The following is a 13,262-nucleotide window of genomic DNA, read 5'->3' on the forward strand; positions in this document are numbered from 1 at the left end:
ACTAAGTGTAGAAAAAGCATCATTTAGTGTCAACGTTTATTTTCTAGGAAGAGAAGGTGAATTTCTCAGAAATGCTAAACGTTGACAGGCCTTTCGTTTGAGGTGTATCTTAAAATCAAGCGTAATTATGACTATTTTTCGCCCATAGGGGGGAGACAATTGTGATTCAAACGAAACAAATAGGCTTGCAAGAAGTTCTTAGTGCGGCCATTAAGCGTGCAACTGATGAAAAAATATTGGTTAGTTTTGTAAAACAAATAGACTGGATGGATCCGCTTCTGTTTTATGCAGCAGGTAAAAGGATTGCATTCGAAAATAGATGTTATTTTGCAGACCCAGCTCAGCGTGTAATATTTGCTGGAATTGGTTCTGTTTTCACTATAGCAACTGCTTCTCACAAACGCTTTCAAACTACTCGTGACGAGTGGGATAAAGTAAAAGAGAAAGCATTTGTACAAAGAGAAAAATACGAGTTTGGAACAGGTCCTCTTTTATTTGGTGGATTTTCATTTGACCAAGAAAAAGAGAAAACAGACTTATGGAAAGAATTTGATGATACGACATTTTCACTACCAGCATTTTTATTAACTGTAAAAAATGAAAAAGCATGGTTAACAATGAATACATTCGTTTCAGCAACAGATTGTGCAGAAACTCTTTATAACGAAATTGTTTCTTTAGAAGAGAAAATTTTTGGGGAGAGTAAATGTGCATTAGAAGGATCGAAATTAACAGTTACTTCAAAAGTAGAAGTGGATCCGAAAGGCTGGATGAAGGCCATTGAGAAAGTGCAAGATGAAATGAGGCAGGGGAACGTGCAGAAGGTTGTATTAGCGAGGGAGCTAAAAGTAGAGATGAATCATCATATTGATTCTGCTCTCGTTTTAGAAGCACTTCGCATTGGGCAACCGGATTGTTACGTATTTTCTTTTGATTATAAAGGAGCATGCTTCTTAGGAGCGACGCCAGAGAGATTAATTCGCAAAGAAGATGAGAAGTTTACTTCGATGTGTCTTGCGGGTTCAACTGGTCATGGTCAATCTATAGAAGAAAGTAAGCGGAATAGTAATGCGCTTCTTCATGATGAAAAGAATTTAGCTGAACACGGTTATGTTGTGAACATGATCAGGTCTGTATTAAATGAGCACTGCGAATCTGTTAATATTCCGGAAAGTCCGGGATTGTTAACAACGAAAAACTTAATTCATTTATATACGCCTGTAGAGGCAAAAGGCAATGCGAGTCTTTTAACAATGGTAGAAGAATTACATCCAACACCAGCGCTTGGCGGGACACCTCGTTTGGAAGCGATGAAACTGATTCGTGATGTTGAATTGTTAGACAGAGGATTATATGGTGCACCGATTGGCTGGATAGATGATGAAGGAAATGGTGAATTTGCGGTTGCACTTCGCTGCGGATTATTAAATGGCGAGAAAGCATCCTTATTTGCCGGTTGCGGGATTGTAATTGATTCAGTACCGCAACTTGAATATGAAGAAACAAGTTTGAAGTTTAGACCGATGCTTGGTGCTTTGGAGGAATTAATGAAATGAACAATCATATAGAAGCATTATCATATTATTTAGGCGCGTTCGTGGATGAACTGACGCGTCTAAATGTATGTGATGTTGTCATTAGTCCAGGCTCACGGTCAACGCCGATTGCTCTACTAATGGAACAACATGAAGGAATGAACACATATTTACATGTAGATGAAAGATCTGCAGGATTTTTTGCACTCGGTATTGCAAAGGCGAAAAAACGTCCGGTTGCATTATTATGTACGTCAGGAACGGCAGCAGCAAACTATTATCCAGCTGTATGTGAAGCTTTTCATTCACGCGTGCCGCTTATCGTCTTAACGGCAGATAGACCGCATGAATTAAGAGACGTCGGTGCACCACAAGCGATGAATCAAATTAATTTATACGGTACATTTGTGAAGCAATTTACAGAGATGGCACTTCCGGAAGCGAGTGAAGCGATGTATCATTACGCTCGCATGACGACGCAGCGCACGATAGCAAGCGCACTTTTAGCGCCGCAAGGACCTGTGCATCTTAATTTTCCAGTTCGCGAACCGCTTATCCCGGATTTCTCATTAGAAAGTTTATGGGATAAAGGACGCGGAGAATATACAGGAGTAGTTCAGCAAGGGAACGTGACAATGCCGAGTGAATATGTAGATTCTCTTGTAGGGCGCCTTTCGCATATGGAAAAGGGGCTTATTATTTGTGGAGATGATAGTCATTCAGAAATCGCAACGTTTGCAACGCAACTAGCTGAAAAAACAGGATATCCAATATTAGCGGATCCACTTTCTAACATTCGTAGCGGACACCACGATAAAACGATGGTGATTGATTGTTACGATACATTTTTACGAAATGAGTTGTTAAAGGAAACGTGGAAGCCAGAAGTTATGATTCGCTTTGGTGGTATGCCTGTTTCGAAAGCATTAACGCAGTTCATCAAAAAACAGACGAAAGCCGTTCATATCGTTGTTGACGAATCTGGACAATGGAGAGATCCAGCTCTCGTTGCGACAGAAGTTGTACAGGCAAGTGATATTGCATTTTGCAGTGCATTGATAGAAAAAATGCCAGTTATGAAAAAGAATGATTGGTCCCGAATGTGGCAACATATAAACGAAAAAACGAAGGAAACGCTTCGTGAAATGGAAACATATGATACTGCATTTGAAGGGAAAGTTATTACCGATATTGTCCGCGTATTACCAGAAGGGGCAACATTATTTACGAGTAATAGTATGCCAATTCGTGATACAGATTCATTCTTCTTCACATCGGATAAAAATATTCAAGTGATGGCAAACCGTGGTGTAAATGGAATTGATGGAATCATTTCGACAGCTTTAGGAGCGAGCATGATTTGCGATTCGCTCGTATTAGTGATAGGTGATTTATCATTCTATCACGATTTAAACGGATTATTAGCAGCAAAATTACACGAATTAAATATAACGATTGTTGTCGTAAATAATGATGGTGGCGGTATTTTCTCATTCTTACCACAGTATGAGAAAAAGGAACACTTCGAATCGTTATTTGGAACGCCAATTGGGCTTGATTATGAGCATGTTGTCAAAATGTATGGTGGTTCATTTAGCCGTGTAAATGGTTGGGAGCAATTCCGAGAAGAGGTACAAAAAGGAACAAGGACGGAAGGTTTACACGTTGTAGAAATTTGTACGAACCGTGATGAAAACTTAACATTGCACCGTAAATTATGGGCAAAAACGCAGGAAGTAATTACTACATCGTTGCAAGGTGAATCAAAATGAACGTAACACTGCAAGGCGTATCGTATGAATATGAAGTAGTCGGAAGCGGGGAACCACTTCTACTTCTTCATGGTTTTACGGGAAGCATGGAAACGTGGCGTTCCTTCATTCCTTCTTGGAGCGAGCAATTTCAAGTCATTTTAGTAGACATTGTTGGGCACGGAAAAACGGAAAGTCCTGAAGATGTGAATCATTATGATATTCGAAATGTAGCATTGCAAATGAAAGAACTACTAGATTACCTTCATATTGAAAAAGCGCACATACTTGGCTATTCAATGGGCGGTAGACTGGGGATTACGATGGCTTGTTTATATCCAGAGTATGTACACTCTCTTTTATTAGAAAATTGTACAGCAGGGCTCAAAAGCGAAGATGAGAGAGAAGAGCGTCGTGAAAAAGATGAGCGACTTGCTCATAAAATTGAGCGTGAAGGCATCAATAGTTTTGTATCGATGTGGGAAAATATTCCGCTGTTTGAAACGCAAAAAAGTTTAGCACAAAACGTACAAGAAGCAGTGCGACGAGAACGACTTGCTAACAATACAAAAGGACTTGCAAATAGCTTACGCGGCATGGGAACAGGGGCTCAGCCTTCATGGTGGGACGAGCTGCAAAACTTAAAAATGCCTGTTCTTTTAATGAACGGGGAGCATGATGAAAAGTTCTTTCGCATATTAAAAAACATCGAAAAATGCGTCTCTGACGCGAATTTTGTCAAAATTGATGGTGCTGGCCATGCAATTCATGTGGAACAACCGGAAAAGTTTGATACAATAGTAAAGGGATTTCTAAAAACTATGCAGTGATGCTTTTTCATCTAAGAAGGAAGCTACACTTATAGAGGAGATCAGAAATATACAAGGAGGTAGTTGTAATGGCTATTGAATGGGTAAAAGAAGGCAATTACGAAGATATTATTTATTCAACATACAATGGTATCGCAAAGATTTCGATTAACCGCCCTGAAGTACATAACGCATTCCGTCCTAAAACGGTAATGGAGTTAATCGATGCATTTGCACAAGCTCGTGATGATGCAAATGTTGGCGTTATCATTTTAACAGGTGAAGGTGGACGTGCATTCTGTTCTGGCGGCGACCAAAAAGTTCGCGGTCATGGTGGATATGTAGGTGACGACCAAATCCCTCGTTTAAATGTACTAGACTTACAACGTCTAATTCGCGCAATTCCTAAACCAGTTATCGCGATGGTAGCAGGTTATGCAATCGGTGGTGGACACGTACTTCATATCGTATGTGACTTAACAATCGCTGCAGACAACGCTGTATTCGGACAAACAGGTCCTAAAGTAGGAAGCTTTGACGGTGGATACGGAGCTGGTTACCTAGCTCGTATGGTAGGTCATAAGAAAGCTCGCGAAATTTGGTACCTATGCCGTCAATATAGTGCACAAGAAGCGCTTGATATGGGCTTAGTAAACACAGTAGTACCATTAGAAGAACTTGAAGCAGAAACAGTACAATGGGCACAAGAAATCTTAGCAAACAGCCCAATGGCACTTCGTTTCCTAAAAGCTGCATTCAACGCAGACACAGACGGTCTAGCTGGTATTCAACAACTAGCTGGAGATGCAACGTTATTGTACTACACAACTGACGAAGCAAAAGAAGGTCGCGACGCGTTCAAAGAAAAACGCAGTCCGGACTTCGGTCAATTCCCTCGTTTCCCGTGATCAAACCAAAAGCGGAGCCGACTGCTTAGTCCCGCTGGCTAAGGTTCTTTCGCACAGAAAGTGTTTTTTACTTTCTCGTGCGGAAGGTTCTTAGACGGAAGGGGCTAGGAGGCGCAGCTAGATGAAACCAAAAGCGGAAGCGGCTTGCTTAGAACAAGAGGGCGTTGGAACTCCTGACATAGAGGCGCTTTTTGCCTCGTAGGAAGGCGTGAAACGACCGACTGTTCTAGCCGCTATAGCTAGATGAGATCAAACCGGAAACAAAACAACTAAGAGACTTGATGTCATATCAAGTCTCTTTCTTTCATGAAAGGAGAATGTATGATGGAGACGATGCCAAATTGGTTAAAGCAACGTGCATTTTTAACACCAGATCGCACTGCAATTGAAATAGAGGAAGATAAAGTTACTTTTATGCAGCTGCATGAAAAAGTAGTATCTGTTTGTGAACACCTCACGCATGCAGGAGTGAAGCATGGGCAAAAGGTGGCTGTTCTGATGAAAAATGGTATGGAGATGATTACAGTTATTCACGCCCTATCTTACGTAGGGGCAGTAGCTGTACTTTTAAATACGCGTCTTTCAAGAGAAGAGCTACTTTGGCAAATGGATGATGCTGAAGTTATTTGTTTAGTGACGGATCAAGAATTTGAGGCTAAAGATGTTCCTGTATATTCATTCGCCGAAATGATGAATGGACCGAAGACGGAAGCATCTATACAAGAAGAGTTCTCTTTAGAAGAAGCGATGACCATTATTTATACGTCTGGGACGACAGGAAAACCGAAAGGCGTTATTTTAACGTACGGCAATCACTGGGCAAGTGCGGTTGGCTCTTCGCTTAATTTAGGGCTTCGTGATGATGATTGTTGGTTAGCTTGTATGCCGATGTTCCACGTTGGTGGGTTATCTCTTCTAATGAAAAATATTATGTATGGCATGCGCATTTTACTCGTTCCGAAATATGATGCTGACTTTATTCATAAAGCGCTTCAAACGAGAGGCGTAACGATTATTTCTGTTGTTTCTAAAATGTTAACAGATCTATTAGAAAGACTTGGAAAAGAGACATATCCATCTTCTTTACGATGCATGTTACTTGGCGGAGGACCAGCACCGAAACCGTTACTTGAAACATGTGTAGAAAAAGGAATTCCTGTGTATCAAACGTACGGTATGACAGAAACGTCGTCGCAAATTTGCACGTTATCAGCAGATTACATGTTAACGAAAGTAGGATCAGCCGGGAAACCACTATTTCAGTGCCAACTTCGTATCGAAAAAGATGGCGTCGTAGTACCGCCATTTGCGGAAGGCGAAATCGTAGTAAAAGGACCAAATGTAACAGGCGGTTACTTTAACCGTGAAGATGCGACGCGCGAAACTATTCAAAACGGATGGCTTCATACTGGCGACCTCGGTTATTTAGATGAAGAAGGATTTTTATACGTATTAGATCGCCGCAGTGATTTAATTATTTCTGGCGGGGAAAATATATATCCGGCTCAAATTGAAGAAGTGTTGCTTTCTCATCCGATGGTAGCGGAAGCAGGTGTCGTCGGGATGACTGACGATAAATGGGGACAAGTACCGGCTGCTTTTGTTGTAAAAAATGGAGAGGTAACAGAAGAGGAAATTCTTCATTTTTGCGAGGGGAAATTAGCGAAATACAAAGTGCCGAAAAAAGCATGTTTCTTAGAGGAATTACCACGAAATGCTTCGAAAAAATTGTTAAGACGAGAGTTAAGACAATTAGTGGAGGAGATGTAGGTGGAAATAAAAAAAGCGGCACTTCATATAACAGAAATGCCACTCGTAATCCCGTTTGCTGCAAGCTACGGAACTTACGAGATGCGTGAGAGCATCGTTATTGAATTAGAAGATACGGATGGACATATTGGATTTGGTGAAGTCGTTGCCTTCTCTGAACCGTGGTATACGGAAGAAACAGTGAAGACAGCGCTGCATGTACTTCAGGATTTTTTATTACCTGATTTATTGAAAGCTGAAATTTCCCACCCGAATGAAGTACCTGGTTTGTTCCAGCATATAAAGAGAAACCGGATGGCAAAGGCCGGAATTGAAGGAGCTGTTTGGGATTTATATGCGAAGCGACAAAAGAAGTCGTTAGCGACGTTACTTGGCGGAACCAGGGATGAAATTGAAGTTGGTGTTGTGATTGGTATCAATACAATACCGGTTATGTTAAAACAAATCGAGAAGTATGCAGAAGAAGGATACGAGCGTTTTAAAGTGAAAATAAAGCCAGAGCATGATTATGAATTATTGAAAGAGATTCGTAAAGAGTTCCCGCACATCCCGTTAATGGCTGATGCAAATTCAGCCTATACATTAGCGGATACGGAGAAGTTGAAACGATTAGATGAATTTCAATTGATGATGATTGAACAACCACTAGCGGACTACGACTTTCTTGATCATGCACAGTTGCAAAAGAAAATAGAAACGCCAATTTGTTTAGACGAAAGCATCCATAGTTTAGAAGACGCGCGCGTTGCGATTACACTTGGCAGCTGCCGCATCGTTAATATTAAACCAGGGCGAGTGGGCGGATTAACAGAATCGATTCAAATTCATAATTATTGTATGGAGCACAACACACCCGTTTGGTGCGGCGGTATGGTAGAGATGGGGATTTCACGAGCGCAAAATGTTGCGCTTGCTTCATTGCCGAACTTTACAATTCCAGGTGATATATCTGCCTCTAGTAGGCACTGGGAGAGGGATATTATTTCGCCGGAAGTGACGCTTGAGGGCGGGAAAGTGATAGTGCCGCAAAGTGTTGATACTGAGTATAAAGTTGACCGCGGAAGGCTGGCGGAGATCACGAAGCAGCGGATTGTTTTGGAGCGGTAGGTTGAGTCTTTCAAATAGCGGGCGAATTTCGTCGTTAATTGTCGGTAAGTCGATATTCCTTGTCGAAACGTCGATATATTAAAAAAATCGTTGATATATTTCAAGTTGTGTTCGATATATTTGAAAAATCGTCGATATAATTTCATTTACTAAGGTTACTCCCACGAGTAACCTTTTCTTATTGTACAAATTGGATAGACTAGTTTACAATCGAGCGTATAAAGGGGGAGTAATATGAAGCGCATTTCCATTTTAATAGCGGATGATGAGGCAGAAATTGCTGATTTAATTGAGATACATTTAGAAAAAGAAGGGTACCACGTCGTGAAGGCAGCTGATGGAGAAGAGGCAATTCATATTATTGAAACGCAGCCAATCGACTTAGTGGTTTTAGATATTATGATGCCGAAAATGGATGGTTATGAAGTGACGCGCCAAATTCGCGCGAAGCACCATATGCCAATTATTTTTCTAAGTGCGAAAACGTCTGATTTTGATAAGGTGACAGGTCTTGTATTAGGTGCAGATGATTATATGACAAAACCTTTTACACCGATTGAATTAGTCGCACGTGTGAATGCACAATTACGCCGATTTCTTACGTTAAATCAGCCGAAAGTAGCGGAGAATAAATCTGCTTTAGCGGTAGGCGGAGTCGTTATTGATCCTGAGCGAAGAACAGTAAATGTGTACGGTGAACAAGTTGAATTAACACCGAAAGAGTTTGATATTTTATATTTATTAGCGAGTCACCCGAAGAAAGTGTACAATGTGGAAAATATTTTTCAGCAAGTATGGGCAGATGATTATTTTGAAGGCGGAAATACAGTTATGGTACATATTCGTACGTTGCGGAAAAAGCTTGGGGAAGATAAAAGAAAGAATAAGTTAATCAAAACAGTGTGGGGAGTAGGTTATACTTTCAATGGCTAAAAAGATGAGAAGCTTTCGCTCGAAGATGGTTATGCTATTTGCGTTAAGTATGATATTTGCTGGTGGCGTAACGTATATCATTTATGAAGGGTTACGAATTTATTATAAATTAGTCGTTCGTTTTGAGGATCCATTAGCCCAAGTCAGATCAATGGTAAGACAAATTGGGGATGTTAATTTCTTTTTAATTATTTTCATTCCTCTATCTATTATGTTTTTCTTCTTTCTTACTAGGCCTTATGTAAAATATTTTGATGAGATTTCAAGCGGGATTCACCATTTGGCAAACGGAGAATTTACAAATGAAGTTCGCGTTTCATCAAATGATGAGTTTGGGTATATTGCACGCGAAATTAATGTAGCCAGTGAAAAATTAAAGGAAGCAGTGGAACGAGGAGACTTTGCAGAAAGTAGTAAAGACCAGCTCATTGTTAACTTAGCTCACGATTTGAGAACGCCATTAACGTCTGTTTTAGGTTACTTAGACTTAATTCTTAAAGATGAGAATTTGACGAAAGAACAAATTAAACACTTTTCCACAATTGCTTTTACGAAATCTGAAAGGCTAGAAAGTTTAATTGATGAATTATTTGAAATCACAAGAATGAATTATGGGATGCTGAAGCTGGAAAAAAGATCAATTGATATAGGTGAATTACTTATTCAGTTAGATGAAGAATTATATCCATTATTAGAAAAGAAGGGTTTAGAAGCGAGATTACATATCGCACCGCATTTACCTATTAACGGTGACGGGAAATTGTTAGCGAGGGTATTTGAAAATCTTTTAACGAATGCGATTCGCTACGGGTATGATGGAAAGTTTGTTGATGTGAACGGATATATTGAAGGTGAAGAGGTAGTCGTACAAATTATTAATTACGGAGATAGCATTCCGGAAGAAGATTTACCGTATCTTTTTGATATGTTTTATACAGGTGATAAGGCAAGATCAGAGCAACAAGGTGGTACAGGCCTTGGGCTATTTATTGCGAAAAATATCGTTGAGCAGCATGACGGGACGATTTCTGCTGAAAGTAATGTGATTAGAACGATATTTGAAGTAAGGTTGCCAAAAGAAGAGAGCAAAGCAATTTAATAAAAATTTAAACTTTACCCCACTTTTTATTTTAATAGTTTTTTCTATTCTATACGTAAGTTACGTGAAGGAGGAACTAGAGATGAAAAAGTGGGTATTTATTTCTCTTTTTATAGCATGCACAATCTGCGTAGGCTTTTATATATCACCATTATTTCAAAAGGAGATCGATGTTAAAGTTGCAGACAAAGATAATGCGGTAAGAGCTGCGAATACGGAACAGATAGAAATGACAAAAGAAGAAATTTATAAAGGGGATTTGTTATTAGTTAATAAAGATTACCCAGTTAAAAAAGACAGTATTAGGTCTGATATTATAAATGTAAATCAAAATAGTGAATTAGTAAGAGGTTACGTCATATTTGATAGAAATCTTCGTTTATCAAAGGATGTTGTAAAAAAGTTTTTGAACGTTGTCGATGCGGCTGGAAAAGACGGAGTGCAGCATTTTTTAATGAATAGCGGGTATCGAGATTTTCAAGAGCAAAGTAAATTATATAAAGAAATGGGATCTGATTATGCACTTCCGGCAGGATACAGTGAACATAATTTAGGGTTATCACTGGACGTTGGATCTACGCAAAAGAAAATGGAGAAAGCGCCTGAAGGAAAGTGGATTGAAGAAAACGCATGGAAGCATGGATTTGTTTTACGTTATCCGAAAAATAAAAGTGATATTACAGGTATTCAATATGAGCCGTGGCATATACGTTATGTCGGCTTACCTCATAGTGCGATTATGCAAAAAAAGAAAATTACTCTAGAGGAATACTTAGACTTCTTAAAAGAGAAAAAAGAAATCACAACGGATGTGGAAGGTAAGAAATATACGGTTTCTTATTATAAAGTGTCCGGGAACAGGAAAGTGAATGTTCCAGCGAATAAGCAGTATGAAATTTCGGGGAATAATATGGACGGGGTTATTGTGACTGTTCAGGAATAGATAAAGAGGTTGTTCCCTTTTGGAGCAGCCTTTTCGAATCGTTAATATAATTTCCTGAACTATCATTATTTTGAGGAGTATTTTTTATTTTACTTTTAAACATTATAACGTTATATTTACTTCTCCCTTTTTTTGTGTTACGCTAAACGTGTGAAAGAGATATAAAATGAAACTTTAATGTAAGCGTATTCTTATGGCTTCTTATAGAAAAGGGTGGAAGTACAATGACAGAACGATTCGTACTACGTAATGTGAAACGTGTGAACGGGGAAGAGATTGACATTGTAATTGAAAATAATAAAATCGCACAGGTGACGAAAGCTGGTGCTGGTGAGGGTGGAAAGGTTCTTGATTACTCTGGTACTTACGTATCGAGTGGCTGGATTGATTTACACGTTCACGCTTTTCCAGAGTTTGATCCGTATGGTGATGAGGTAGATGAAATTGGCGTTAAGCAAGGGGTAACGACAATTGTTGATGCGGGTAGCTGCGGAGCTGATCGTATTGCAGATTTAGTAAAAAGTAGAGAGCAGGCGAAAACGAATTTATTTGCCTTTTTAAATATTTCACGCATCGGTTTGAAACGAATTGATGAATTATCCAACATGGAATGGATAGATAAAGAGAAAGTAATAGAAGCAGTAGAAAAGTATAAAGATGTAATCGTTGGGTTAAAGGCGAGAATGAGTAAAAGCGTCGTTTGTGATAGTGGAATTGAACCGCTTCATGTTGCACGCTCTTTATCTCGTGAAACATCATTACCGATTATGGTACATATCGGTTCAGCGCCTCCTCGCATAGAGGAAGTTGTACCTCTTTTAGAAAAAGATGATGTGATTACACATTACTTAAACGGGAAAGAAAATAATTTATTTGATGAAGAAGGCAAACCGCTACCTGTATTACTAGATGCAGTAAATCGCGGCGTTCATTTAGATGTTGGTCACGGTAATGCTAGTTTTTCTTTTAAAGTAGCAGAAGCGGCGAAGCGTCACGGTATTGCTTTTAATACAATTAGTACAGATATTTACCGAAAGAATCGTATACACGGTCCCGTGTATAGTATGGCTCACGTTCTTTCGAAATTCCTTTACTTAGGTTATCCGCTAGAAGAAGTAATTAATGCGGTGACAACAAATGCGGCAGAGTGGCTGAAAAAACCAGAGCTTGGCCGTATTCAAGAAGGCGATATTGCAAACTTAACTTTATTTACGGTGAAAGATGAGAAGGTTACGTTAATTGATTCAGAAGGGGATCAGCGCATTGCTGAAAGAAGAATTGATACGAAAGGGGTTGTAATCAATGGGTCATTCATTGAATGCTAAGTACGGATTAAAAAGAGTAATTAATGCGAGCGGTAGAATGAGTATTTTAGGTGTATCCGCTCCGACAGATACAGTGATGGATGCGATGAAACATGGTGGACAAAATTATGTAGAAATTGCTGATTTAGTAGATAAAGCAGGAGACCATATTGCGAGAATTCTAGATTCAGAGGCAGCGGTCGTTGTGAATTCAGCATCGAGCGGAATTGCACTTTCTATCGCTGGTATCGTTACAGAAGGAAATCGCCGTAAAAGTGAAAGACTTCATCAAGAAGTAATCGCGAAAAACGAAGTGATTATGTTAAAAGGTCATAACGTTCAATACGGTGCTCCTGTTGAAACGATGATTTATTTAGGTGGCGGTAAACTTGTAGAAGTTGGTTATGCAAATGAAGGGAAAGCGGAGCATATTGAAGATGCGATTGGTGAAAATACATCAGCGATTCTGTATGTGAAATCCCATCATGCCGTGCAAAAAAATATGATTTCTGTTGAAGAAGCATGGGAAGTTGCGCAGCGAAATAACATCCCACTTATTGTCGATGCGGCAGCTGAAGAAGATATTCAAAAGTACGTAAAGTATGCAGACCTTGCCATTTATAGCGGTTCAAAGGCAATTGAAGGACCAACTTCTGGTATCGTCGGCGGGAAACGAAAATATATTGAGTGGCTGAAAGTGCAATTACATTGCATCGGAAGAAGTATGAAAGTTGGGAAAGAAACAACTTTTGGCTTACTTCAAGCGCTTGATGAGTACGGCGTAAAAGAAGATAAAAGTGAGCAAGAAAAGGAGTTGTTACAAGTACTTATGCCGCTGAAAGAATTAAATGGTGTAAATGTAACAATCGTGCAAGACGAAGCAGGAAGAGCAATCTTTAGAGCACGTATTCACATTAACGAGAATGAGTTAAATAAATCAGCAAAAGACGTCGTAACAGCATTACGCGAAGGGGAAATTGCAATTTACACACGTGATTACGGCGTAAGACAAGGATTCTTTGATATTGATCCACGTCCACTTCAAGGTGATGACATACATGTAATTGAAGAAAAAATGAGAGAAATTGTAGGGGGAAACTAAA

At 39.5% G+C, this 13,262-nt stretch carries 11 protein-coding genes; all 11 read left to right on the top strand.

All coding sequences use genetic code 11. From position 1 onward, the window contains the following. Positions 1–161: 161 nt before the first annotated feature. The 11 genes from AC3WTI_RS14495 to AC3WTI_RS14545 all read left to right on the top strand — a co-directional run bounded on the left by AC3WTI_RS14495 (position 162) and on the right by AC3WTI_RS14545 (position 13,261). Complete coding sequence (locus AC3WTI_RS14495; RefSeq protein ID WP_087958385.1) at positions 162–1,556, top strand: isochorismate synthase; 1,395 nt, start codon at positions 162–164, stop codon at positions 1,554–1,556. Next, a complete protein-coding gene (gene menD, locus AC3WTI_RS14500) occupies positions 1,553–3,307 on the top strand; it encodes a 2-succinyl-5-enolpyruvyl-6-hydroxy-3-cyclohexene-1-carboxylic-acid synthase (RefSeq protein WP_097841543.1) in 1,755 nt (584 codons plus the stop codon). The genes AC3WTI_RS14495 and menD overlap by 4 nt, the downstream gene beginning before the upstream one ends. After that, positions 3,304–4,116: a 2-succinyl-6-hydroxy-2,4-cyclohexadiene-1-carboxylate synthase gene (gene menH / locus AC3WTI_RS14505; RefSeq protein WP_087958387.1), complete on the top strand. Its 813-nt coding sequence runs from the start codon at positions 3,304–3,306 to the stop codon at positions 4,114–4,116. The genes menD and menH overlap by 4 nt, the downstream gene beginning before the upstream one ends. Positions 4,117–4,184: 68 nt before the next feature. Further along, entirely contained in the window at positions 4,185–5,003 is an 819-nt protein-coding gene (menB, locus tag AC3WTI_RS14510) for a 1,4-dihydroxy-2-naphthoyl-CoA synthase (protein ID WP_000963885.1), read from the top strand. A gap of 324 nt (positions 5,004–5,327) precedes the next feature. Then, positions 5,328–6,773 (top strand): o-succinylbenzoate--CoA ligase, encoded by a 1,446-nt coding sequence (locus tag AC3WTI_RS14515; protein WP_179861176.1) that lies wholly within the window; start codon positions 5,328–5,330, stop codon positions 6,771–6,773. Beyond that, complete coding sequence (gene menC / locus AC3WTI_RS14520) at positions 6,774–7,880, top strand: o-succinylbenzoate synthase (protein WP_097841545.1); 1,107 nt, start codon at positions 6,774–6,776, stop codon at positions 7,878–7,880. 234 nt (positions 7,881–8,114) lie between these two features. After that, the gene (locus AC3WTI_RS14525; protein ID WP_087958390.1) at positions 8,115–8,813 is read left to right on the top strand and encodes a response regulator transcription factor; all 699 of its coding nucleotides are present in this window, start codon (positions 8,115–8,117) and stop codon (positions 8,811–8,813) included. Continuing rightward, on the top strand, positions 8,806–9,912 hold the full coding sequence (locus AC3WTI_RS14530; protein WP_097841546.1) for a HAMP domain-containing sensor histidine kinase: 1,107 nt from the start codon (positions 8,806–8,808) through the stop codon (positions 9,910–9,912). The genes AC3WTI_RS14525 and AC3WTI_RS14530 overlap by 8 nt, the downstream gene beginning before the upstream one ends. 82 nt (positions 9,913–9,994) lie before the next feature. After that, complete coding sequence (locus AC3WTI_RS14535; protein ID WP_087958392.1) at positions 9,995–10,855, top strand: M15 family metallopeptidase; 861 nt, start codon at positions 9,995–9,997, stop codon at positions 10,853–10,855. Between the two features lie 224 nt (positions 10,856–11,079). After that, positions 11,080–12,180, top strand: a complete 1,101-nt coding sequence (locus AC3WTI_RS14540) for an amidohydrolase/deacetylase family metallohydrolase (protein ID WP_097841547.1) — start codon at positions 11,080–11,082, stop codon at positions 12,178–12,180. After that, positions 12,158–13,261 carry a DgaE family pyridoxal phosphate-dependent ammonia lyase gene (locus AC3WTI_RS14545; RefSeq protein ID WP_097841548.1) on the top strand — a complete coding sequence of 368 codons (1,104 nt, stop codon included), beginning with the start codon at positions 12,158–12,160 and terminating at the stop codon, positions 13,259–13,261. Before AC3WTI_RS14540 ends, AC3WTI_RS14545 begins: the two co-directional genes overlap by 23 nt. Position 13,262 lies beyond the last annotated feature (1 nt).

Source organism: Bacillus sp. EB106-02-03-XG38, assembly GCF_058792175.1.